This is a genomic window from Pseudonocardia petroleophila (assembly GCF_014235185.1).
In the GTDB taxonomy this organism is placed as follows: domain Bacteria; phylum Actinomycetota; class Actinomycetes; order Mycobacteriales; family Pseudonocardiaceae; genus Pseudonocardia; species Pseudonocardia petroleophila.
In genome coordinates, this window is the sequence record NZ_CP060131.1 from 1,002,962 (window position 1) to 1,025,479 (window position 22,518).

Here is a 22,518-nt window from a genome sequence, read left to right on the forward strand (position 1 = left end):
GGGGACGACGCTAGGACCGGTTCCTGACAGCTCCTGTCAGGAACCGGCGCGCGAACGCCAGGTAGGCACCGGCCAGCGCGGGCCCGGCCACCGCCAGCCCGACGACGGCACCCGCCGTCCCGGGCAGCAGCGGCAGCACCGCGGGCACCCCCGCGACGACGAGCGCGGTCGCGACGGCCTTGTGCACCGCGGGCCACACCCGGGACAGCCACAGCAGCACCAGCCCGACGACGGCCCCGGCACCGAGCGTCAGCAGGGACGTGGCCAGCAGGTGCACCGGGGCGAGGTCGCGGGTGCGGAACGGGTCGGGTCGCTCCCCCGTGCGCTCCAGCTCCGCGCGCACGAGACCGGCGGGCGGGCCCAGCTCGGCGAGCGCCTCCCGGATCCGCTCCTCCGACGCCCCGGGCCCGGCGCGCTCGGCGCAGTGCGTCCAGATCCGCGACCCCACCTCCAGCCGCGAGACCGGGGAGAGCTGGTGGGCGCACGCGTCGAACTCGCGGAGGTAGGTCGTCAGCGCGCTCACCGGGCGACCCGCCCGGACAGCTCCGCCCCCAGCGCCACCGCGGCCGCCCGCAGCACCGGGGTGATCTGCTCGACGGCCGCCCACGTCACGCGCGTCTCGGGCCCGGAGACCGACACCGCGGTCGGCGACGGCCCGCCCGGCACGGCCACGGCGACGCACCGCACCCCCAGCTCCTGCTCGGCGTCGTCGACGGCGAAGCCCTGGCGGCGGATGCGGTCCAGCTCGCCCAGCAGCGCGTCGGGGTCGGTGATCGTGTGCGGGGTCGGCGCGGCCATCCCGGTGCGGGCCAGCATCGCGCGCACCTCGACGTCGGGGAGCCCGGCGATCAGCGCCTTGCCGACGCCCGTGCAGTGCACCGGCACGCGGCGGCCGACCTCGGTGAACATCCGCATCGAGTGCCGCGACGGCGCCTGCGCCACGTAGACGACCGCGTCGCCGTCGAGCATCGCCATGTTGGCGGTCTCCCCCAGCGCGTCGACGAGCGCGGCGAGCTGCGGCTGCGCCCACGACCCGAGCAGCCGCGACGCGGCGTCGCCCAGACCGATCAGCCGGGGCCCCAGGCCGTAGCGGCGCGACGGGAGCTGCCGGACGTACCCGGACGCGACGAGCGTGCGGACGATCCGGTGGATCGTGGGCAGCGGCAGGCCGGAGCGCGCCGCGAGCTCGGACAGGGCGAGGTCGCCGTCGGCCTCGGCGAGCAGCTCGAGCAGCCCGAACGCCCGGTCCAGCGACTGCACGCCCGCCGACCGTTCGATGCGCCCGGCACTGCTCATGATCACCCGATTCCGGTCCCGCCTGCGCACGAGCGTATCGCCCGCCCGCGGCGACCCGTGCCCGTACCGCGATCACGGCGCCCCGTCCGGCGATCACGACGAATGCGACGTACGGTCGCCGACCGGACACCGACGTCCACCTTCGGAGGGGTCATGGCCACGCACGCACCGGAACCCGCACTGCGGACGTCGCGCAAGGTCGCGGCGGCGAGCCTCGTCGGCACCACGATCGAGTGGTACGACTTCTTCATCTTCGGCACCGCCGCGGCGCTGGTGTTCAACCAGGTGTTCTTCCCGTCCTTCGACCCGGTCACCGGCACCCTCGCCGCGTTCGGGTCGTTCGCCGTGGGCTTCATCGCGCGGCCCGTCGGCGGGGCCGTGTTCGCCCACTACGGCGACCGGATCGGGCGCAAGCCGATGCTCGTGTGGTCGCTGCTGATGATGGGGGCGGCGACCGTCCTGATGGGGCTGCTGCCCGGGTACGACCAGATCGGGGTCTGGGCGCCGGTCCTGCTCGTCGTGCTGCGCTTCCTGCAGGGCTTCGGCGTCGGCGGCGAGTGGGGCGGGGCGGCGCTGATGGCCGTCGAGCACGCCCCGTCGAACCGGCGCGGCTTCTACGGCAGCTGGCCGCAGGTCGGCGTCCCCGCCGGGCTGGTCCTCGGCACCGGCGCGTTCGCGATCCTGTCGGCCACGCTCACCGACGAGCAGTTCCTCGCCTGGGGCTGGCGCATCCCGTTCCTGGTCAGCGCCGTCCTGATCGGCGTCGGCATGTGGATCCGGCTGACGGTCAGCGAGAGCCCCGTGTTCCAGGAGTCGCTCGACACCAAGGCGGCCGCCCGGATGCCCGTCCTGGACGCCCTGCGCACCTACCCCAAGGAGATCGCGCTGGCCTCGGGGTCGTTCATCGCGACCCACTCCACGTTCTACGTCGGCTCGGTCTGGCTGGTCTCCTACGCGACGACCACCCTGGGCTACGAGCGCTCGGAGATCCTCAACGCCAACGTCGCATTGAGCGCGTCCGACATCCCGATGATCCTCGCGTTCGGCCTGCTGTCGGACTACGTGGGCAGGCGGAAGCTGTTCCTCGGCGGGATGGGCCTGCTGGTGCTGTTCGCGGTGCCCTACTTCTTCCTCGTGGGCACCGGCTCCATCTGGCTGTTCCTCCTCGGCGGCCTCGTCGTGCAGGCCTGCCGCAGCGCCGTCTACGGCCCGCAGTCGGCCTTCTTCGCCGAGCAGTTCTCCACCGGCATGCGCTACAGCGGCAGCTCGCTGGCCTACCAGTTCGCGGCCATCATCGGCGGTATGGCGCCGCTGATCTGCACCGCGCTCGTCGCCTGGACCGGCAGCCTCTACGCCGTCGCCGGCTACGTCGCGTTCCTCGCGCTCGTCTCGTTCGTCTGCTCGTACCTCATGACCGAGACGCTGCGCAGCGGCCTGCCGACCGACTCCCCGGTGCGGGTGGGCTCCCGCTGAGGCCCGCCGGCCGGGACCGTCCCCGTGCTGCGGCGGTCCCGGATGCGCCGTACGGTCCGCGACCGGGTGACGGAGCACACACGGGGGTGGGCGATGACCGAGGCGGTCGCATCGACGGCGGGTCCGGCGCAGCTGCGGCGGGTGGCGCTCGCCAGCGCCGTCGGCACGACGATCGAGTGGTACGACTACTTCATCTACTCGACGGCGGCCGCGCTGATCTTCGGCTCGCAGTTCTTCTCCACGCTCGAACCGGCGTCCGCCACGCTCGCCGCGTTCGCCACGCTCGGCGTCGGGTTCATCGCCCGGCCGGTCGGCGGGATCCTGTGGGGCCACTTCGGCGACCGCGTCGGGCGCAAGGCGATGCTCGTGGCGTCGCTGCTGCTGATGGGCGTCGCGACGGTCGGGGTCGGGCTGCTGCCGACGTTCGCCCAGATCGGGGTGTGGGCACCGGTCCTGCTGCTCGTGCTGCGGCTGCTGCAGGGCCTGTCGGCAGGGGGTGAGTGGGGCGGGGCGGCGCTGATGGCCGTCGAGCACGCCCCCGCCGGGCAGAAGGGGCGCTACGGCGCGTACTCGCAGATCGGCGTGCCGGCCGGGTTGATCCTGGCGCAGCTCGTGTTCGTGCTGGTCGGGGCGACGTTGACCGACGAGCAGTTCGCCGCGTGGGGCTGGCGGCTGCCGTTCCTGCTCAGCATCGTGCTCGTCGCCGTCGGGCTGTTCATCCGGCTGCGGATCGAGGAGAGCCCGGTCTTCAGGGAGCTGCGCTCCGGGCGGGAGCGGGCGCGGCTGCCCATGGTCGAGGTGTTCCGGGAGCGCCCGCGCGAGCTGCTGATCGCGTCGGTCAGCTTCATCGCCAACACCGCGATCGGCTACGTCTTCCTCGCCTACCTGCTGTCCTACGGCACGTCGGTGCTGGGCCTGAGCCGCACGCTGATGCTCACCGTCGTGATCGTCGGCAGTGTGTCCTGGCTGGTCAGCATCATCGTGGCCGCACGGTGGTCCGACCGCGTCGGCCGCAAGCCGGTGTACCTGGTCGGGTCGGTGCTGCTGGTGGTGTGGCCGGTGCCGTTCTTCCTGCTCATCGACACCGGCGACCCGGCGCTGATGGTCGTGTCGGTGATCGTGCTGACGATCGGGCTCGGCCTGTCCTACGGCCCGCAGTCGGCGCTGTTCGCGGAGATGTTCGAGGCGCGCTACCGCTACAGCGGCGCGTCCTTCTCCTACGCGGTCGGCGCGGTGCTCGGCGGCGGGTTCGCGCCCGTCGTCGCGACGGCGCTGCAGAGCGCCACCGGCACGTCCCTGTCGGTGGCGGCGTACATGATCGCGACGGCGGTCGTCAGCCTGCTGGCGGTGCTGGCGATCCGGGAACCGGTCACGTCCCGCTGACCGCGGTCAGGCGGTGCAGGGCGAGGCGGGCGACCGGGAGGTAGGCGGCGACGACGGGCGCCGGGCCGTCGACGGTGAGCCAGGTCGACCCGTCGGCGTCGACGCCGTGGCGCAGGTGCATCCGCAGCGGGCCGACCCGCACGTCCCACGCCCACGTGCGCGCGGCCTCGTCCACGGCGGTGACGACGAACGCGACCCGGATCCCCACCGGCCCGTGCACGGTGCCGGTGACGCCCGGCGCGATCCGGGCGGCCGCGGTGTCGACGCGGCGGATCTGCGGAGCCCAGCCCGCCCACCGCGCGGGGTCGGCGTAGCGCTCCCACACCAGCGCGGCCGGCGCGGGGCCCCGTGCACTCGTCCCGGCCCGCATCGTCCGATCGTCGCGGAGACCGGGCGGAGGCGCGCGTCGAGCCCTACCGTGGAGGGGTGATCCGTTCCGAGCAGTCCGTCGCCGCGCCCGCCGCCGTCGCGCACGCCGTGCTCACCGACGTGGCGGCCTGGCGGTTGTGGTCGCCGCACATCCGCTCCGTCGACTCCGCGGGCGAGGTGATCCAGGACGCGAGCTGGAGCGGGCTGGTCAAGCCCTGGTTCGGGCCGGCCACGCTGATGGAGGTGACGTGGTGCGAGCCCGGCCGCGGCATCCGCTGGACCTCCCACGCCGCCGGCCACCGCCTCGACTACGCCGACCTCATCACCCCGCACGGCGACCAGCGCTGCACGGTGACGATGACGGCCGAGGTCACCGGCCCGGCCGGCCCGCTCGTGCAGGGCGTCGTCGGACCGCTGTCGGCGTACGGGCAGCGCAGGCGGCTGACCCGCCTCGCGGCGCTGGCGGAGTTCCTGCACCGCCGGGCGATCGTCTACGCCGCCTGAGCACCGTGCGCGGAGAGGCGTGCCCCGGCACACCTCTCCGCGCACGAGGTCACCGGCTCAGGACCTCCGTCAGGACGCGGGTGAGCTCGGACGTCGGGTCGTCGGCCAGGCCGTGGCTGCGCCAGGCCACGTGGGTGTCGGGCCGGACCAGCACGCAGCCGTCCTCGCCGACCTCCCGGGCCCGGGCCCAGTCGTCGTAGAGGTCGATGTGCTCGCGGCCCGGGCCGATCACGTACGGCACCAGCTCGACGCCCAGCTTCTCCGCGACCTGGACGGCCGCCTCCGCCCACGCCGACCCGCTGATCCCGGTGAGCAGGGCGAAGCGCCCCTTGCCCGCGAGGTCGTGCGTGGAGACCCGCCGCCCGCCCGCGCCGCCCAGCCAGACGTGCGGCAGGCGCGCCCCCGGCCAGGTGGTCGGGTGGTAGTGCAGCTCGGGGTCGCGGGTGAACTCCGGCTCGGGCGTGCCGTCCGGGACCACCGCGTTCGAGGCGTAGCGGTGGTTGAGCTCCACGCCGTGCGCGTTGAACTCGTAGTTCTTCAGCTCGAGGGCCTTGCGCAGCTTCGCGCGCTGCTCCGCGGCCTCGGGGGTGTTGTCGGCGCGCGCCGCGATGTGCCGCGTCATGACCTCCGGGTCGCTCTCCCCGAGCAGTCCCAGCGCGTCGAAGATCGGGCCGAACTCCTCGATGCTCTTGTTGGCGCGCAGCACGATCTGCTTGCCGATCGGGGCGCGCTCGGCGTCGAAGGAGTCGAGCAGGCCCTCCCCCGCGGTGCCCCGCAGCACGTACGCGAGCTTCCAGGCCAGGTTGTAGGCGTCCTGGATGGAGGTGTTGGACCCCAGCCCGTTCGACGGGGGGTGCCGGTGGCAGGCGTCGCCGAGGCAGAACACGCGGCCCGCGCGGTAGCGGGTGGCGTAGCGCTTGTTGTTGCCCCACAACGAGGTGGAGCGGATCGTCACCGGGATCGTGTCGTCGCCGACCAGCTCGTGCACGATCTTGATCGCCTCGGCGTCGGTGACCTCGGGAGGCGGCTGGGAGATGTCGTACCCCCAGATCACGAGCCACTCGTTCCACGGCCGCACCATCCGCACCACGCCCATGCCGATGCCGCCGACGTCGGACCCGGGCTGCAGGATCCAGTACAGGACGCTGGGCCGGTGCTCGACGTAGTGCGACAGGTCGGCGTGGAACACGATGTTCATCGAGCCCGCGAGGTCCATCTCGCCCTCGAACGGCAGGCCGACGTCCTCGGCGACCTGGCTCCGCCCGCCGTCGGCGCCGAGCACGTACTTCGCGCGGATCGTGTACTCGTGGCCGGTGGTGCGGTCCCGCACGGTGACGGTGACGCCGTCGGCGTCCTGCTCCAGCCCGACGTACTCGGTGTCGAACCGGATCCGGCTGCCCCGCGACGCGGCGTGCCCGACGAGGATCGGCTCCAGCAGCGTCTGCGGGATGTCGCAGTTGGGCGACGGGCTCGCGGCGATGTAGTCCGACGCCCGCTCCGGCGCGGTCTCCCAGGTGCGGACGCGCCCGATCTCGTCGCCGGCGAGGCTGGTGCAGAACACCGTCTCGCCCATCCGGTCGTGCTCGGTCCCCTGGGCGAGCACGTCGTCCTCGATGCCGAGGTCGCGGAAGATCTCCACGGTGCGCTGGTTGGTGATGTGGCTGCGCGGCGTGTTGGCCGTCCAGCGGTACTTGGTGATCACCATGTGGTCCACGCCGAGCGTGGCCAGGGACAGGGCGGCGCCGGAACCGGCGGGCCCGCTCCCGATGACGAGGACGTCGGTCTCGAACGCGGCGGTCACTTACTTCTCCTTCGCGAGGACGATGTCGAACTCGATCGACGCCCACGGCTCGGTGAGCTCGCGGCCGTCGGGTGCGGTTCCGGGGGCGTGGTCGGCGACGTCGACGACGAGGCTGTCCTTGACGCCGAACACGGCGTCGCTGGCGAGGTACTCGTCGCCCGCCACGAAGACGTGGGTGATCAGGGTGCGGTACCCGGGCGCGGTGACCATGAAGTGCAGGTGCGCCGGGCGCATCGGGTGCCGGCCGGTGGCGGCGAGCAGCTCGCCGACCGGGCCGTCGTCGGGGATGCCGTAGCAGGACGGGCGCACCGACCAGAACCGGTACTCGCCCTCGTCGCCGGAGGTGAGCCAGCCGCGGCCGGCCGTGCGCGCGTCGGAGTACTGGACGTCGTAGAAGCCGTCGTCGTCGGCCTCCCACACCTCGATGCGGGCGCCGGGGACCGCCTCGCCGGTGGTCGAGCGCACGGCACCCGACACCCAGCACGGCGTGCCCTTCGCCCCGACCGCGATGTCGCCACCGAGCTCGATGCCCGGGGCGCCCTCGACGAAGAACGGGCCGAACACCGTCGACTCGGTGGCGTCGGGCTCGGGCGCGGCGTTGATCCCGACCGTCAGCATCGACAGGCCCAGCACGTCGGAGAGCAGGATGAACTCCTGGCGCCGGTCGTCGGTGATGTGCCCGGTCCGGGTGAGGAACTCGATCCCGCGCATCCACTCGTCCTGGGTGAGGCGGACGTCGCGGGCGAACGCGTGCAGGTGCCGGGTGAGGCTGCGCATCACCTCGGCGAGCCGGTCGTCGTGCCCGAAGCTCGCCACCACCTCGTCGGTGACGGCCTGCTCCCGTTCGTCCTGGGTCATCGCTCTCCCTCCCACGCCCTCTGCACCAGCTGCCTCATCGCGCCGCCGCCGACCGGCACCGGGTTGTCGGCGGGCACGACCCGCTCGGTGCGCTCCGCCACCTCGTCGAGCTGGTCCGCGCGCAGGCCCAGCTCCGCCAGCCCCGTCGGCATCCCGGCCGCCGCGACCACGGCCCGCAGGCCGGCGACGGCGTCGTCGCAGCCCAGTGCGCGGGCGATGCGCGCGGTGGCGTCCGGCGAGCCGGGGGCGTTGAACGCCAGCACGTGCGGGAGCAGCGTCGCGTGGCTGCGGGCGTGCGGCAACCCGAGCCCGCCCAGGACGTGCGCGAGCTTGTGGTGCAGGCCGCTGCCGGCGACGGCGAACGCGGAGCCCGCGAGGTAGGCGCCGAGCAGGAGCTGCTCGGGGTCGTCCTCGCGCAGGCCGGCGGCGAGGGCGCGGACCCCCTCCTCCGCGACGACGCTGCTGACGGGGTTGCGCCGCGGCGCCCAGAACGCCTCGACGCAGTGCGCCATCGCGTTGAGCGCACTCGCCCTGGCCAGCCCGGGCGGCAGCGACGCCGTCAGCTCCGGGTCGTAGACGACGGTGCGCGGCAGGACGACGGGGTCGGTGCCCGTGGTCTTGACGCCGTCCTCCGACAGCCCCCAGACCGGCGTGACCTCCGAGCCCGCGTACGTCGTGGGGACGGCGAGGATCGGTAGCCGGGTCGTCAGCGCGACGGCCTTGGCGGCCCCGACCGTGGATCCCCCGCCCACGCAGAGCACGGCGTCGGTGCCCACCGCGGCCTCGCGGGCCGCCTCGGCGGTGGCGACGGGGACGTGCTCGCGCACCGCGGTGAACACCGCGGCGATGCGGTCGGCGAACGGCGCGGTGAGGGCCCGGACGCGCTCGGTGTCGCGCTCGGAGGCGATCAGCAGGACCTTCGAGGCGCCCAGCCGCTCCACCTCGGCGGCCAGCCCCGTCCGCGCGACCCCGGACCCGAACACGACGCGGCCGGGCAGGGCGTCGTAGGTGAAGGAGTGCACGGGCTCACACTGGACCATCCATCAGCCACACGTCCAACACGCTTCGGTGACCCCCAGCCATACGATGAACCATGGACCTGCGGCAGCTCCGGTACTTCGTCACCGTCGCCGAGGAGCGGTCGGTGACGCGGGCGGCGGCCCGGCTGCACCTCACGCAGCCGCCGCTCTCGGCCCAGATCGCCCGGCTGGAGCACGAGCTGGGCGTGCCGCTGCTGGTGCGCCACCGCCGCGGCGTCGACCTCACCGAGGCCGGGCGGCTGCTCGTCGAGCACGCGCGGTCGGTGCTCGCCGACGTCGACGCGGCGGTGGAGTCGGTGCGGCGCACCGGGCAGGGACGCAGCGGGCGGCTGACGCTCGCGTTCGTCCCGGCGACGGCGTGGTCGGTGCTGCCGGGGCTGCTGCGCGGCTTCCGGGCGGTGCGTCCCGAGGTCGAGCTGCGGTTCCTGGAGGGCGGGTCGGACGCGGTGGCCGAGCACGTGCGCGCCCGCCGGGCCGATCTCGGGCTGCTGCACCTGCCGCCCGGCGGGGCGGGGGCCGGGCCCGATCTCGACGTGGCCGTGGTGCGCCGCGAGCCGCTCGTCGCGGTGCTCCCCCGCGAGCTCGCGGCGCGGTTCGGGGACCGGGTCGACCTCGCCGACCTGGCCGACGAGCCGTTCCTCGCGCCGTCGCGCGAGCTGGCCGGCGGACTGGCCCCGCACCTGCTCGGGGCGTGCCGCCTGTCCGGGTTCGAGCCGGTGCCGCGGGACGTGGAGCTGGTCGCGACGGTGGTGGCGCTGGTCGGGGCGGGCGTCGGGGTGTCGGTGCTGCCCGCGTCGGTCGCGGCGGTGTGCGGGCCCGACGCGGTGACCCGCCCGCTGGCGAGACACGTGCCGGTGGTGGAGACCGGCCTGCTGCGCAGACGCTCGGACGCCCCGACCCCGGCCGTCCAGCGGTTCCTGCGCCTGGCCCTGGACACCCCCGAGCCCGACGCCCTGGGCCCGGCCTACGCCCGCCCCTAGCCGGGGCCCACCCGCGCCGCGGGCCGCGCACCCCCCCGCGCCGCAGTGGGGTGGCTCCACTCCGACCGGGCTGCAGTGGAGCCACCCCACTGCACGCGGGGGCGGGCGGGGCTCGCCCGGGTTGCGGCGTTCCGCCACGGGCTGGGGGCGGCGGCTGGCACCATGTCCACCCGTGACGATCACCGCCCGCACCCCGCGGATCACCTCGCTGCACGTGTTCTGCGCGGTGCTCGTCCTCGCGATCGCGGCCCGGCCGCTGATCACCGACGCGGCGTCCGCCCCGGCCGTCCGCACCGCGGCCACCGTGTTCGTCGCGGTGTGCGTGCAGGCGCTGCCGTTCCTGGTGCTCGGGGTGCTGCTGTCCGGGGCGATCGCCGCGTTCGTCTCCCCCGTGGTCCTGCGCCGGGCCCTGCCGCGCCACCCCGTCGCGGCCGTGCCGGTGGCCGGGGCGGCGGGCCTGGTGCTGCCGGGGTGCGAGTGCGCGTCGGTGCCGGTGGCACGGCGGCTGATCGGTCAGGGCGTGCCGGACGCCGCGGCGCTCACCTTCCTGCTGGCCGCCCCGGCGATCAACCCCGTCGTGCTGGTCGCCACCGCCGTCGCGTTCCCGGGTGAACCGCGGATGGTGCTCGCGCGGTTCCTCGGGTCGCTGGGCACGGCGTGCGTGATGGGCTGGCTGTGGCAGCGGGTCGGGCGGGCGGAGTGGATCACCGAACGGGCCCGGCGCTCCACGCCGCGCCGGGACGGGGAGCACCGGTGGGCCGTCCTCGCCGAGACCGCCCGCCACGACCTCGTCTCGGCGGGCGGCTTCCTCGTGCTCGGCGCGGTCACCGCCGCGGCGCTGTCGGTCCTCGTCCCCGCCGAGTGGACCGACGCGCTCGCCGGCCGGCTGCTGCTCGCGATCGTCGTCATGGCGGTGCTCGCGGTCGTGCTGGCGCTGTGCAGCGAGGCCGACGCGTTCGTCGCGGCGTCGCTGTCGATGCTGCCCCTGCTGCCCCGCCTGGTGTTCCTCGTCGTGGGCCCGGCGGTCGACGTCAAGCTGATCGCGTTGCAGGCCGGCACGTTCGGGCGGGCGTTCGCGGCCCGGTTCGCGCCCGCCACCTTCGTCGTCGCCGTCGTGTGCGCCTGCGCGGCCGGGGCGGTGGTCCTGTGAGGCGCGAGACCCAGCACGTGCTGCTGGTCCTGCTCGGCGGGGCGCTGCTGCGGATCGCCGCCGACGACACCCACCTGCGCTACGTGAAGCCGTCGCACCGCTGGCTGCTGGTCGCGGCCGGGGCGGTGATCGTCGCGCTCGCGGTGGTGGCGCTGGTCCGGGACCTGCGGGGGCACGGCCCGGCCGACGACCACGACCACGCCCGGTCGCACGTCCCGTGGCTGCTGCTCGCCCCGGTGCTGGTCATCGCGCTGGTCGCCCCGCCGGCACTGGGTGCCGACTCGGTGAACCGCACGGGCGCCCGCAACGCCGTGGTGCAGGACGGCGACGTCTTCCCCCCGCTCCCGGACGACCCGCGGCTGACGGTCGCCGAGTTCGTGCAGCGGGCCGCCTGGGACACCTCCGGCTCCCTCGACGGCCGGGAGGTGACGCTCACCGGTTTCGCCGTGCGTCGCGGGGCGGCCGTCGAGCTGGCCCGGCTGACGATCTCCTGCTGCGCCGCCGACGCCCGCCCGAACCGCGTGCGCCTGGTCGGCGACCTCGGTGATCCGCCGCAGGACACCTGGCTGCGGGTCCGCGGCACCGTGCAGACGGGCAGCGCCACCGCCGCCACCGGGTACGTCCCGGCGATGACGGTGGCGGCGGTGGAGGTCGTCGACGCCCCACCCGACCCCTACGAGTACTGACTCACACCGGCGAGCGCCGGACCACGAACCAGCCCGCGACGGCGAACACCGCGCCGATGGCCACCAGCCGCACGGTGTCGGCGACGGGGATCGGGGCGCCGATCGTCAGCAGGCCGGTGGCGACGACCACTCCGAAGGCCGCGGCCCCGGCGAGGACCGCCCCCACGACCAGCCCGGGCACCCCCCACCGCGCGTGCAGGACGACCCCCAGCAGCACCATCGGGAGGGTCAGCAGCAGCGGTGCGGCGAAGACCACGAACTGGCCGACGGGGTTGCCCACCGCCTCCCAGCCCGCGCCGAGGAACCGCACGTCGCCGCCCCAGCCGCCGGTGAGCTGCTCGACGCCCAGGAACAGGAACAGCAGCGCACCGAGCACGAGGGTCTCCAGGAGGACGAACAGCACGGTTCCGAGGTAGTAGTCGCGACGCGTCCGGCCCATCGCGACGGAGAACGGGAGCAGGCGCGACAGCGACGTGGCCTGGGCGCCGGCGACGCCGCCGTAGGCGCCGCCGATGATCCCGATGGCGAAGCCGCGGCCGAAGCTGCCGCTGGCCGCGATCTCCGCCGCGGTGATCCCCACGCCGAGCGCGACGAACAGCAGCACCCCGGCGAGGGTGCCCAGCACGAGCCGGCGGTCGAGCAGGTGCACGCGAACGATGTCGATGGCGTGGTTCATCGGGCCTTCCCCCGGTCGGCGTCCGGTGCGGACGCGGTGTGGACGATGAGCTGCTGGAGCGACACGGGCGTGACGTCCAGGTCGGGCGGCACCGCGGCGGGCGTGCCGACGGCGGTGACCCGCAGCGTCGGGCCGAGCTGCTCGCGGTGCAGCTCGCCGCACCCGGCGACGAACCGCTCCACGGTCTCGACCGGCCCGCTGACGGTGACGGCGCGCCCGCGCAGGGCGTCGACGTCGTCGTCGAGGACGACCCGGCCGCGGTCGAGGACCACGACGTGCTCGAGCAGGTCGGCGACCTCGTCGATCAGGTGGCTCGACAGCACGATCGTGCGCGGGTGCTCGGCGTAGTCGGCCAGCAGCACCTGCGACAGCGTGGCGCGGGCGCCGGCATCGAGGCCGAGGTAGGGCTCGTCGAGCAGCGTCAGCGACGCCCGGGACGCGACCCCGATCGTGGCGCCGAGCATCGAGCGCTGGCCGCGGGAGAGCTTCCTGATCCGGCGGTCCAGCGGCAGCCCGAACCGCGTCACGAGGTCCTGCGCCACCTCCTCGGACCAGTGCGGCTGCAGCAGCGCCGCGGCCCGCAGGGCGTGCCCGACGCGGTAGGTGTCGGGGTGGGTCTGGTCCTCGCGGACGAGGCAGACCGTGGAGCCGACGCCGGTGACGGTGCCCGCCGACGGGTACTCCTGGCCGGCGAGGATCCGCAGCAGCGTGGTCTTGCCCGCGCCGCTGGCCCCGAGCAGGCCGTGGACCGCGCCCTCGGCCAGCGTGACGTCGACGGCGTCGAGCGCGTGGACGTCCCCGTAGTGCCGGGTGAGCCCGGTGGTCGTGACGCTCATGCGTCCCCCCAGGTGTCGATCATCTTCTTGACCTGCTCGGCGTCCATGCCGAGCTTGCGGGCCTCCGCCAGCAGCGGGGCCAGGTAGGCCCGGGCGAACTCCTCGCGGCGCCGCTCCAGCAGCAGCGCGCGCGCGCCGGTGGCGACGAACATGCCGATCCCCCGTCTCTTGTAGAGGACGCCGCTCGTGACGAGCTGGTTGACGCCCTTGGCCGCGGTGGCCGGGTTGATGCGGTGGAAGGCCGCGAGCTCGTTGGTGGACGGCACCTGCGCCTCCTCCGCGAGCGAGCCGTCGACGACCGAGTTCTCGATCTGCTCCGCGATCTGCGCGAAGAGCGGCCTGCCGTCGTCCCTCACCCCGACCCCCGGTCCGTTGGTTCGTTACTCATGTAACTAACCATGCAACCGATGAAGCTCGGTGTCAACCCGGACGCCGCCAGCGCGCGGAGCACCGCGGGTCCCGCCGACGGCACCGGGCCGGGTCCGCGCCGGTCGGGCGGGCACCGCGGCGCCGACGGGCGGCAGGCACGGCCGCACGGCCGTGACGGTCACGAGCAGCACCGTCGACGGCGGGGAGGGGCCGCTGGGCACCGACTGCGCGACGGGCACGGCGTCACCCGCGAGGACGACCGTCACCGCCGCGACCGGGCCCCGGCCCGCGCCGGTGGCACGAGCGCACCGCCGCCGGGCGGACGGGTCAGCCGGGCAGCCGGAACTGGATCCGCTCGATCGACGCGCTGATCGGCGCGAACAGCTCGCGCCGGATCCGGTTGTGCTCCTCGTCGCGGTCGTAGACGCGGTAGGCGTCCTCGTCGTCGAGGTCGACGGTGATCGCGTAGCTCGCGTTGCCCTCGCGCAGGCCCAGGTCGACCCCGGAGACCATGCGCAGCTCGACACCCTCGACGCGCAGGTCGCGCAGCGCCTGCAGGGCCGTCTCCACCTGCTCGGCGGACACGTCGGGGAGCAGCCGGCCGACCACCACGTTGCGGATCACCGGATCAGGCTAGCGACCCCCGGTCACACCTCGCTGCGGTGGTCCACCAGGGTCTGCGCCACCTGCGCGAGCTTGACGTTGAGCGACTGCGACGCCGCCCGGAGCACCTCGAACGCCTCGTCGGAGCCGATCTTGCGCCGCTCCATCAGGATGCCCTTGGCCTGCCCGATGACGTCCCGGCTCTGCAGCGCCTGGCGCAGCTGCGCGGACTCCAGCTCGGCCGAGGTGGCCGCCATCGTGGCCGCGAGCGCGGTGGAGGCGTGCGCGGCGAGGACGATGGCGAGGTCGCGGTCGAGCTCGTCGAGCCCCGCGACCCGGCGCGAGTAGACGTTGAGCGCGCCCATCCGCGGGCCGTCGCCGTCGGGGAACAGGCCGACGGCCAGCACGCTGTGCACGCCCAGTTCGGCCGCCGCCGGGCCGAACCCGCCGAAGCGGGTGCTCGTCGCGAGGTCGGAGCAGAACGTGAGGCCCAGCCCGGCCGTGCGGGTGGCGGCGACGCACGGCCCGTCGTCGAGGCGGTACTGGATCTCGTCGAGGCGGGTGGCCAGCGCGTCGGTCTCGACGGGGGTCTGGAACCCACCCGCGACGCGCAGTGTGACGCTGACGAGGTCGGCGCCCGGCACGACCGCCTTCGCCGCCTCGACGACCCGCACCAGCACGCCGCGCACCGTGCTCGCGTCCATCAGCGCGGAGGCGAGCGCGAGGAACTCCGCGGCCACCGGGCCCGGCACCTCGTCGTCGACGACCGCCAGCACCGCCTGTTCCGCCGCACCGTCCGTCGTCACCCGGCACCCCCGATCGCTCCGTTTGTCCGGCGCGGAAGCTTGACCCACGGCCCCCCTTGCGGGCAAGCCGCCCCCCGATCGGCCGATCAGGTTCCTCCGGCGCGGTGGCGGGCGGTCGGGGCCGGACGCCGGGCGCGCAGCTTGCGCACGATCAGGACCACCACGGCGACGACCACCACCCCGGCCACGACGTAGGACACCGGTCCCAGCCACTGCTCCACGACCTCGAAGTTCTCCCCGAGGTACCACCCGAGCCCGATGAACACGGCGTTCCAGACGCCGCTGCCGATCGCGGTGAGCAGGCTGAACCGCCACACCGGCATCCCCACGATCCCGGCCGGGATCGAGACCACGCTGCGCAGCAGCGGGACGCAGCGCGCCAGCAGGACGACCTTGCCGCCGTGCCTGTCGAACAGCGCGTGGCCGCGCTCGAGGTCCTTCTGGCTGGACAGGATGAACCAGCGCCGGCCGGCCAGGTCGTGCAGCCGCTCGTAGCCGAACCAGGCCCCGAAGCCGTAGAGGATCAGCGCCCCGAGCAGCGACCCGAGGGTCGCCGCCCCCCACGCCGCGACCACGTCGAACGCGCCCGCCCGCGCCCGGAACCCCGCCAGCGGCAGGATGATCTCCGAGGGGATCGGCGGTATCACGTTCTCCAGCAGGATCAGCAGACCCACACCCGCCGCGCCGAGGCGGTCGACGATCGAGAACACCCAGTCGGCCATGACTCAAGGTTGCCCGATTCGTCCGGAGATCATCCGATGCGGGTCGTGAGTCTCACAGCCGGGCATGATGGGACCATGGCCGTGAACCCGTCCGGGGCCGACATGAAGGCGTTCCTCGCCGCCGACCCCGACCAGCCGATCGTCATGCTCAACCTGCTGCGCTTCGCCGAGGGCGGGGCGGAGCGCTACGAGGCCTACCTCGCGCACTTCCGGCCGTTTGCCGAGAAGGTGGGCGCGAGCGTCGTGTACTTCGGGCACGGCGCCGACCCGGTCGTGGCCGAGCACGGGCAGGACTGGGACGCCGTGCTGCTCGTGGCGTACCCGAGCCGACGCGCGTTCTCCGACATGGTCCGCGACCCGGGCTACCAGGAGGGCACGCACCTGCGCACGGAGGCGCTGGTGGAGGCCGTCCTGCAGCCCACGGTGCCCCGCGGATGACGACGGAGTTCGACTACTCCAACCTCAGCGGCCGCCCGTCCGGCCCGGTGCTGCGCCTGCTGTCCCGCGTGCTGCCGGGCGTGCGCAGCGTGCAGGACCAGGTCGAGCCGTACGCGCGGGCCTGGCAGGAGCACAACCGGGCGGCACTGGCCGCCGACGGTCCGCTGTGGGTCGCCCTGGGCGACTCGCTCACCGTCGGGATCGGGGCCGGGGCCCACGACCGGGGATGGGTCGGGCAGCTGGCGTCGCGGATGCCGGGGTGGCGGGTCGTCAACCTCGCCGTCAGCGGCGGCCGGGTGCGCGACGTGCTGGACCGCCAGCTCCCCGCGATGGAGGCGCTGGGGCAGCGGCCCGACCTCGTCACGCTGCTCATCGGCAACAACGACCTCGTGAGCCCGCGCCTGCGGCCCGCGCTGCCCGGCAACCTCGACGAGCTGCTGCACCGCCTCCCGCCCGGCACCGTCGTGGGCAACCAGCCCGCCACCTACTCCGCGGCGCTGGAGGTCAACCGCCTGATCGACGACGCCGTGGCCGAGCGCGGGCTGCGCCTGGCCGAGCTGCGCGTCCCCCGGACCCGCGACTGGTCGGGCAAGCTCGCCGCCGACCACTTCCACCCCAACGAACGGGGCTACGAGGGGCTCGCCGCGGTGTTCGGCGCCGCGATCGGGTACTGACGCGGATCGGGCGCTCATCGGTGGACGCGCGCGGCTCGACCCTCGGGTCCGCCGTGCCGTGGACCGCATCGCAGCATGGCCACCTTCACGCAACGAGGTGGCGTGAAGGTGGCCATGCTGCAACGGGAACAGCCGGGGATCAGGCCGCGACGGCCGCCTTCGCCCGCTCGCGCAGGCTCGCCGGGACCGCGAACCGGTCGCCGTGCTTGGCCGCGAACTCGTCGGCCCGGGCCACGAAGCCCGCGACCCCGCCCGGGTAGCCCTCGACGTACTGCACGACGCCGCCGGTCCAGGCCGGGAAGCCGATCCCGAAGATCGAGCCGATGTTGGCGTCGGGCACCGAGGTGAGCACGCCCTCGTCGAAGCACTTCACGGTCTCGAGCGCCTCGATCACCAGCATGCGCTCGGACAGCTCGTGCAGGTCGACGTCGTGGTTGGTCGCCCCGAACTCGGTGCGCAGCCCCGGCCACAGGCCGGTGCGCTTGCCGTCGGCGTAGTCGTAGAAGCCCGCGCCGCCGGACTTGCCGGGACGGCGGGCGTCGACCAGCCGGTCGATGACGGCCTCGGACGGGTGCGCCGTCCAGGTGCCGCCTGCCGCCTCGACCGCCGCCCTCGTCTCCTTGCGGATCTTCTGCGGCAGCGTGAGCGTGAGCTCGTCCATCAGCTGCAGCACCGGCGCGGGGTAGCCCGCCTGCGACGAGGCCTGCTCGATCGTCTGCGGGTCGATGCCCTCGGCCAGCATCGCGACGCCCTCGTTGATGAAGGTGCCGATGACGCGGCTGGTGAAGAACCCGCGGCTGTCGTTGACGACGATCGGGGTCTTCTTGATCCCCAGCGTGAGGTCGAACGCCTTGGCCAGCGCGGCGTCGGACGTGCGCTCGCCGCGGATGATCTCCACGAGCGGCATCTTGTCGACCGGGGAGAAGAAGTGCAGGCCGATGAAGTCGGACTCGCGGTCGAGCCCTGCGGCCAGCTCGGTGATCGGCAGCGTGGAGGTGTTGGAGCACAGCAGGGCGTCGGGCTCGACGACCTTCATCGCCTCCCGGAACACCTCCTGCTTGAGCGCGACCGACTCGAACACGGCCTCGATGACGACGTCGCAGCCGACGAGGTCGCCGTAGTCGGCGGTGGGCGTGATGCGCGAGAGCAGCGCCTCACCCTTCTCCTGCGTGGTCTTCCCGCGCTTGACCCCCTTGGCGACGAGGCCCTCGGAGTATGCCTTGCCCTTCTCCGCCGAGGCGAGCTCGACGTCCTTGAGCACGACCTCCCAGCCGGCGAGCGCGCAGACGTAGGCGATGCCCGCGCCCATCATCCCGGCGCCCAGCACGGCGACCTTGCGCGGCGCCCACTTCTCGAACCCGTCGGGCCGCGACTTCCCGCCGTTGATGGCCTGCAGGTCGTAGAAGAACGCCTTGGTCATGTTCTTGCTGACCTGGCCGCAGACGAGCTCGGTGAAGTAGCGCGCCTCGATCCGGAACGCGGTGTCGATGTCGACCTGCGTGCTCTCGACGGCGGCGGCCAGGATGTTGCGCGGCGCCGGCATCGGCGCACCCTTGATCTGCTTGCGCAGGTTGGCCGGGAACGCGGGCAGGAACGCCGCGAGCTTCGGCGACGACGGGGTGCCGCCGGGGATCCGGTAGCCGGGCTTGTCCCACGGCGCCGACGCGTCGGGGTTGGCGGCGATCCAGGCGCGCGCCTTGTCGAGCATCTCCTCGGGCGTGGCCGCGAGGTCGTCGATCACGCCGACCTCCAGCGCCTGCGCCGGCTTCATCCGCTGGCCCTGCGCGAGGACCTTCATGAAGCCGTCGGCGATGCCGAGCAGGCGCGTGACGCGCACGACGCCGCCGCCACCGGGCAGCAGCCCCAGCGTGACCTCGGGGAGGCCGTAGAGCACGCCCTTCGCGTCGAGCCCGATGCGGTGGTGGCAGGCCAGGCCGATCTCCAGGCCGCCGCCGAGCGCGGTGCCGTTCATGGCCGCGACGACCGGGCGCCCGAGCGTCTCCAGGCGGCGCAGCACCGTCTTGATCGCCATGGACTGCTCGAAGAACCGCGGGGCGTCGGCCGCGGTGGCCTTCGACAGCGAGTCGAGGTCGCCGCCCGCGAAGAACGTCTTCTTCGCCGAGGTGAGGATGACGCCGGTGATGGCCTCCTTGTCGGCGACGAGGGCGTCGACGCACTCGAGGAAGGCCTCGCCGAAGCGCTCGTTCATCGTGTTGGCGCTGCGACCCGGGTCGTCCAGGGTGACGACGACGATCCCGTCGGCGCCCTTTTCCCAGCGCACTGCCTTCTGGTCGCTCATCAGATCCGCTCCACGATCGTCGCAATGCCCATGCCGCCGCCGACGCACAGCGTGGCGAGGCCGTACCGCAGCTCGCGCCGCTCCAGCTCGTCGATCAGGGTGCCGAGGATCATCGCCCCGGTGGCGCCGAGCGGGTGGCCCATCGCGATCGCGCCGCCGTTGACGTTGGTCTTCTCGTGGCTGATGCCCATGTCGCGCATGAAGCGCATGGCGACGGCGGCGAACGCCTCGTTGATCTCGAACAGGTCGATGTCGTCGACGCTCAGGCCGGCCTTGGCCAGCGCCTTCTTCGACGCGGGCGCGGGGCCCGTCAGCATGATGGTCGGGTCGGCGCCGGACAGCGCGGTGGCGACGATCCGCGCGCGGGGGCGCAGGTTCGCGGCCTTGCCCGCGGCCTCGGTGCCGATCAGGCAGAGCGCGGCGCCGTCGACGATGCCGGAGCTGTTGCCGGCGTGGTGCACGTGGTCGATCTTCTCGACCCAGTGGTACTCCTGCAGCGCGACGGCGTCGAAGCCGCCGGCCTCGCCCATCATCGCGAAGGAGGGCTTGAGGCCCGCCAGCGAGTCGAGCGTGGCGCCGGCGCGGATGAACTCGTCGTGGTCGAGGACGGTCAGGCCGTTGCGGTCCTTGACCGGCACGACGGACTTGGCGAAGTAGCCGTTGGCCCACGCCTTCGCGGCGCGCGCCTGCGACTCGACGGCGAACGTGTCGACGTCCTCGCGGTTCCAGCCCTCCAGCGTGGCGATCAGGTCGGCGCCGATGCCCTGCGGCACGAACCCGGTCTGGTAGCTGGTGTCGGGGTCCATGGCCCAGGCGCCGCCGTCGGAGCCCATCGGCACCCGCGACATCGCCTCGACGCCCCCGGCGAGCACCATCTCCTCCATGCCCGAGCGCACCTTCTGGGTGGCGACGTTGACGGCCTCCAGCCCGGACGCGCAGAAGCGGTTGAGCTGCACGCCCGCGACGGTGTGCGGCAGGCCCGCGGCGATGGCGGCGGTCTTGGCGATGTCACCGCCCTGGTCGCCGATCGGCGACACGACGCCGAGCACGACGTCGTCGATGGTGTTGGTGTCCAGCTCCGGGTAGCGGGAGCGGATCTCGTCGATGAGACCGGTGACGAGCGAGACCGGCTTGACCTCGTGCAGCGAACCCGAGGCCTTGCCTCGGCCGCGCGGTGTGCGGATGGCGTCGTAGACGAACGCCTCGGGAATCTCAGCCATGGTCCTTTGTTACAGCAGTACTGTCACATAGGTCAAGGTTGGGCGTACGGTGCCACACATGACGGGCCAGCTCACCATCGACCAGCTCGCGGAACGCACCGGGGTCACCGTCCGCACGATCCGCTTCTGGGCCGGCCGCGGGCTGCTCCCGCCGCCCACCCTGCGCGGCCGGACCGGGCTCTACGGGCCCGACCACATCGCCCGGTTGGAGCTGGTCAGCGAGCTGTCGGCGCTGGGGTTCACGCTCAGCGCGATCGAGGGCCACCTGGGCCGGCTCCCGTCCTCGGCGGGCGCGGCGGAGCTCGCGCTGCAGCGCGCCCTGCTCACCCCGTGGGTCCCCGAGCAGATCGAGGAGGTCGACCGCGCCGAGCTCGACCGCCGCGCCGGCCGGACGCTCGCCGACGCCGACGTCGACGCCCTGCACGGTCTCGGGGTGATCGAGGTCCTCGACGGGGACCGCGTCCGCCTGCACGGGTCCGGCACGCTCGGCGAGGGACTGGCCGTGATCGACTCCGGCCTGCCCGTCGACGTGTGGCGCCGCGCCCACCAGATCATCGAGCAGCACACGACGGCGCTGGCCGAGGACCTGATGAAGGTCTTCCAGGACGAGGTGCTCCAGCCCTACCGCGACCGCGGCCGTCCGGCCGACGAGCGCACCCGGCTCGCCGAGGCCTTCTCCCAGCTCAAGCCGATCACCGTCCGGGGCGTGGTCACGGCCTTCGGCCGGGCGGTCAACCGGACGATCCGTGAGCGGGTCGGTTAGATTTCACCCATGCGGGTTCTTCGCGCCGCCGGTCACTTCGCGGTCCCCGACGGCGAGCCCAACCAGTACCGCGAGCACCTCCGTGCCGCCGACCTGTCCGTCGGCACCTACTGCATCCCCGTCGGTGGCAAGGACGGCCAGCCCGCGCACGGCGAGGACGAGGTCTACGTCGTCGTCCGCGGGCGGGCCCGGCTGGTGTCCGACTCCCTCGACATCGTGGTCGGCCCCGGATCGGTCGTCTACGTCCCGGCGTGCGAGGAGCACCAGTTCGTCGAGGTCAGCGAGGACCTGTCGATGATCGTGGTGTTCGGGCCGGCCGAGCGGTCGCGCGGATGACGTTCACGCACCCGCACCAGGTGCGCTACCTGGAGGTCGACGCGCAGGGCGTGGTCTTCAACTCCTGGTACCTCGCCTGGTTCGACGACGCGATGACCGCGTTCCTGCTGCACCGCGGCCTCCCCTACGCCGACATGCTGGCCTCGGGCCACGACGTGCAGCTGGTGCGGTCGGAGATCGACTGGCGCACCGGCGTCGGGTTCCAGGACGAGGTGGCGATCGCGGTGTCCACCGCCCGCATCGGCCGCACCTCCTTCGCACTGGACTTCGAGGTCCGCCGCGGCGACGAGGTCACCTGCGCGGGCCGCACGGTCTACGTCGTGATCGCCACCGACGGGTCGGGCAAGCGCGCGATCCCGCCGCTGATCGCCGACGCGCTCGGCGAACCGGCACCGCTGCTCGCCCCGTGAGCCCCGCCCCGGTCCAGGCCCTGCTCGTCGTCGACGTGCAGGCCGCGACGGCCGCCGACGAGGAGCTCACCGCGGTGCGCCGCCTGCTCGGCGCGGCCCGGCGCACCGGGGCGCTCGTGGTGCACCTGCGCCACGACGGCCCGGCCGGGGCACCGGACGAGGTCGGCACACCGGGCTGGCGGCTGCACCTGCCGGTCGGCGGCGGCGAGCCGGTGCTGGGCCGGGCGGGCGACGACGGCTTCGCGGGCACCGACCTGGGTGCGCTGCTCGACGCGCGCGGGGTCCGTCGGACGGCCGTGTGCGGGATCTCCCCGGCCGCGACGATCCGGGCCGCCCTCGACCGCGGTCTCGACGTCGTGGTCGCCGACGACGCCCACGCGGTGCCCGGGGCGGAGGTCGCCGACGCGACGGAGGTCGTCTTCACCCGTACCGGTGTGTGAGACGTCTCAATTCGGGTCACGCAGCCGGGCCGGGCGCAGGCACACTGCCCCCAGTCCGCACCGCTGCCGACCTCAGGAGGTCCCGATGTTCGCCGTACCCGACGGTCCGCTGACCCGCGAGGTCTGGATGCGGTACGCGCTGGTGCGGATCCAGGAGCTCGTCGACAAGCCACGGGCCGACATGACCGACACCGAGCTGGCCATCTACACCTTCGCCACCGCGGCGCTGTCCGGCGGCCAGCCGATCGTGCCGCTCGGGTCGCCGGGGCTGCGCGCCGTGGAACCCGCCCGGGCGCGCCTGTGCCGGGTGTGCGGGGCGGAGTGGCCGCTGCGCGGCGCCGCCGAGCACGTCGCCGGCTGCCCGATCCGCACCGCCACCGCCTGAC

27 protein-coding genes are annotated in these 22,518 nt (G+C 73.8%); 13 read left to right on the forward strand and 14 right to left on the reverse strand.

What is annotated here, in order from left to right; genetic code table 11:
* Positions 1-10: 10 nt before the first annotated feature.
* Both H6H00_RS04935 and H6H00_RS04940 read right to left on the reverse strand, forming a co-directional pair.
* Entirely contained in the window at positions 11-523 is a 513-nt protein-coding gene (locus H6H00_RS04935) for a hypothetical protein (protein ID WP_185720169.1), read from the reverse strand.
* Positions 520-1,296 carry an IclR family transcriptional regulator gene (locus H6H00_RS04940; RefSeq protein ID WP_185720170.1) on the reverse strand — a complete coding sequence of 259 codons (777 nt, stop codon included), beginning with the start codon at positions 1,294-1,296 and terminating at the stop codon, positions 520-522. Before H6H00_RS04940 ends, H6H00_RS04935 begins: the two co-directional genes overlap by 4 nt.
* Positions 1,297-1,449: 153 nt before the next feature.
* Between H6H00_RS04940 and H6H00_RS04945 the strand changes: the two genes are divergently transcribed.
* Positions 1,450-2,769, forward strand: coding sequence for an MFS transporter (locus H6H00_RS04945; RefSeq protein ID WP_185720171.1), 1,320 nt, complete (start codon positions 1,450-1,452; stop codon positions 2,767-2,769).
* Positions 2,770-2,862: 93 nt separating this feature from the next.
* Positions 2,863-4,152, forward strand: a complete 1,290-nt coding sequence (locus H6H00_RS04950; RefSeq protein WP_185722170.1) for an MFS transporter — start codon at positions 2,863-2,865, stop codon at positions 4,150-4,152.
* Here the strand turns inward: H6H00_RS04950 and H6H00_RS04955 are convergent.
* Positions 4,139-4,522, reverse strand: coding sequence for an SRPBCC family protein (locus H6H00_RS04955; protein WP_185720172.1), 384 nt, complete (start codon positions 4,520-4,522; stop codon positions 4,139-4,141). The genes H6H00_RS04950 and H6H00_RS04955 overlap by 14 nt on opposite strands.
* A gap of 56 nt (positions 4,523-4,578) precedes the next feature.
* Between H6H00_RS04955 and H6H00_RS04960 the strand changes: the two genes are divergently transcribed.
* The gene (locus H6H00_RS04960; protein WP_185720173.1) at positions 4,579-5,025 is read left to right on the forward strand and encodes an SRPBCC family protein; all 447 of its coding nucleotides are present in this window, start codon (positions 4,579-4,581) and stop codon (positions 5,023-5,025) included.
* Between the two features lie 49 nt (positions 5,026-5,074).
* On the opposite strand, the gene H6H00_RS04965 is transcribed toward H6H00_RS04960, so the two are convergent.
* The 3 genes from H6H00_RS04965 to H6H00_RS04975 are packed head-to-tail and all read right to left on the reverse strand — an operon-like array spanning position 5,075 to position 8,706.
* A complete protein-coding gene (locus H6H00_RS04965; RefSeq protein ID WP_185720174.1) occupies positions 5,075-6,826 on the reverse strand; it encodes an FAD-dependent oxidoreductase in 1,752 nt (583 codons plus the stop codon).
* Positions 6,827-7,684 carry an intradiol ring-cleavage dioxygenase gene (locus H6H00_RS04970; protein WP_185720175.1) on the reverse strand — a complete coding sequence of 286 codons (858 nt, stop codon included), beginning with the start codon at positions 7,682-7,684 and terminating at the stop codon, positions 6,827-6,829.
* Positions 7,681-8,706 (reverse strand): maleylacetate reductase, encoded by a 1,026-nt coding sequence (locus tag H6H00_RS04975; protein WP_221775799.1) that lies wholly within the window; start codon positions 8,704-8,706, stop codon positions 7,681-7,683. The genes H6H00_RS04970 and H6H00_RS04975 overlap by 4 nt, the downstream gene beginning before the upstream one ends.
* 71 nt (positions 8,707-8,777) lie before the next feature.
* Between H6H00_RS04975 and H6H00_RS04980 the strand changes: the two genes are divergently transcribed.
* The 3 genes from H6H00_RS04980 to H6H00_RS04990 all read left to right on the forward strand — a co-directional run bounded on the left by H6H00_RS04980 (position 8,778) and on the right by H6H00_RS04990 (position 11,540).
* On the forward strand, positions 8,778-9,704 hold the full coding sequence (locus tag H6H00_RS04980) for a LysR family transcriptional regulator (RefSeq protein ID WP_185720177.1): 927 nt from the start codon (positions 8,778-8,780) through the stop codon (positions 9,702-9,704).
* Between the two features lie 172 nt (positions 9,705-9,876).
* Positions 9,877-10,854, forward strand: coding sequence for a permease (locus H6H00_RS04985; RefSeq protein WP_185720178.1), 978 nt, complete (start codon positions 9,877-9,879; stop codon positions 10,852-10,854).
* A complete protein-coding gene (locus H6H00_RS04990; protein ID WP_185720179.1) occupies positions 10,851-11,540 on the forward strand; it encodes a TIGR03943 family putative permease subunit in 690 nt (229 codons plus the stop codon). The genes H6H00_RS04985 and H6H00_RS04990 overlap by 4 nt, the downstream gene beginning before the upstream one ends.
* Position 11,541: 1 nt before the next feature.
* Here the strand turns inward: H6H00_RS04990 and H6H00_RS04995 are convergent, their stop codons facing one another.
* The 6 genes from H6H00_RS04995 to H6H00_RS05020 all read right to left on the reverse strand — a co-directional run bounded on the left by H6H00_RS04995 (position 11,542) and on the right by H6H00_RS05020 (position 15,552).
* Entirely contained in the window at positions 11,542-12,216 is a 675-nt protein-coding gene (locus tag H6H00_RS04995) for a hypothetical protein (protein WP_185720180.1), read from the reverse strand.
* Complete coding sequence (locus tag H6H00_RS05000; protein ID WP_185720181.1) at positions 12,213-13,052, reverse strand: ATP-binding cassette domain-containing protein; 840 nt, start codon at positions 13,050-13,052, stop codon at positions 12,213-12,215. Before H6H00_RS05000 ends, H6H00_RS04995 begins: the two co-directional genes overlap by 4 nt.
* Positions 13,049-13,408, reverse strand: a complete 360-nt coding sequence (locus H6H00_RS05005; RefSeq protein ID WP_185720182.1) for a GntR family transcriptional regulator — start codon at positions 13,406-13,408, stop codon at positions 13,049-13,051. Before H6H00_RS05005 ends, H6H00_RS05000 begins: the two co-directional genes overlap by 4 nt.
* 340 nt (positions 13,409-13,748) lie before the next feature.
* Positions 13,749-14,045 (reverse strand): antibiotic biosynthesis monooxygenase family protein, encoded by a 297-nt coding sequence (locus tag H6H00_RS05010; protein WP_185720183.1) that lies wholly within the window; start codon positions 14,043-14,045, stop codon positions 13,749-13,751.
* A gap of 23 nt (positions 14,046-14,068) precedes the next feature.
* Complete coding sequence (locus H6H00_RS05015; RefSeq protein ID WP_255425578.1) at positions 14,069-14,830, reverse strand: ANTAR domain-containing protein; 762 nt, start codon at positions 14,828-14,830, stop codon at positions 14,069-14,071.
* 86 nt (positions 14,831-14,916) lie between these two features.
* Entirely contained in the window at positions 14,917-15,552 is a 636-nt protein-coding gene (locus H6H00_RS05020) for a DedA family protein (protein ID WP_255425579.1), read from the reverse strand.
* A 75-nt stretch (positions 15,553-15,627) separates the two neighbouring features.
* Between H6H00_RS05020 and H6H00_RS05025 the strand changes: the two genes are divergently transcribed.
* Positions 15,628-15,990 (forward strand): DUF1330 domain-containing protein, encoded by a 363-nt coding sequence (locus tag H6H00_RS05025; protein ID WP_185720184.1) that lies wholly within the window; start codon positions 15,628-15,630, stop codon positions 15,988-15,990.
* Positions 15,987-16,664, forward strand: coding sequence for an SGNH/GDSL hydrolase family protein (locus H6H00_RS05030; protein WP_185720185.1), 678 nt, complete (start codon positions 15,987-15,989; stop codon positions 16,662-16,664). Before H6H00_RS05025 ends, H6H00_RS05030 begins: the two co-directional genes overlap by 4 nt.
* 139 nt (positions 16,665-16,803) lie before the next feature.
* Here H6H00_RS05030 and H6H00_RS05035 read toward each other — a convergent pair whose 3' ends face one another.
* Both H6H00_RS05035 and H6H00_RS05040 read right to left on the reverse strand, forming a co-directional pair.
* Positions 16,804-18,963, reverse strand: coding sequence for a 3-hydroxyacyl-CoA dehydrogenase NAD-binding domain-containing protein (locus H6H00_RS05035; protein ID WP_185720186.1), 2,160 nt, complete (start codon positions 18,961-18,963; stop codon positions 16,804-16,806).
* Entirely contained in the window at positions 18,963-20,183 is a 1,221-nt protein-coding gene (locus H6H00_RS05040; RefSeq protein WP_185720187.1) for an acetyl-CoA C-acetyltransferase, read from the reverse strand. Before H6H00_RS05040 ends, H6H00_RS05035 begins: the two co-directional genes overlap by 1 nt.
* Positions 20,184-20,241: 58 nt before the next feature.
* Here H6H00_RS05040 and H6H00_RS05045 point away from each other — a divergent pair, with 58 nt between their 5' ends.
* From H6H00_RS05045 to H6H00_RS05065, 5 genes are all read left to right on the forward strand, one after another.
* Positions 20,242-20,946, forward strand: coding sequence for a MerR family transcriptional regulator (locus H6H00_RS05045; RefSeq protein ID WP_185720188.1), 705 nt, complete (start codon positions 20,242-20,244; stop codon positions 20,944-20,946).
* Positions 20,947-20,955: 9 nt separating this feature from the next.
* Positions 20,956-21,282, forward strand: a complete 327-nt coding sequence (locus H6H00_RS05050) for a cupin domain-containing protein (protein WP_185720189.1) — start codon at positions 20,956-20,958, stop codon at positions 21,280-21,282.
* Complete coding sequence (locus H6H00_RS05055) at positions 21,279-21,692, forward strand: acyl-CoA thioesterase (protein WP_185720190.1); 414 nt, start codon at positions 21,279-21,281, stop codon at positions 21,690-21,692. Before H6H00_RS05050 ends, H6H00_RS05055 begins: the two co-directional genes overlap by 4 nt.
* Positions 21,689-22,132, forward strand: a complete 444-nt coding sequence (locus H6H00_RS05060) for an isochorismatase family protein (protein ID WP_185720191.1) — start codon at positions 21,689-21,691, stop codon at positions 22,130-22,132. Before H6H00_RS05055 ends, H6H00_RS05060 begins: the two co-directional genes overlap by 4 nt.
* 85 nt (positions 22,133-22,217) lie before the next feature.
* A complete protein-coding gene (locus H6H00_RS05065; RefSeq protein WP_185720192.1) occupies positions 22,218-22,517 on the forward strand; it encodes a hypothetical protein in 300 nt (99 codons plus the stop codon).
* Position 22,518 lies beyond the last annotated feature (1 nt).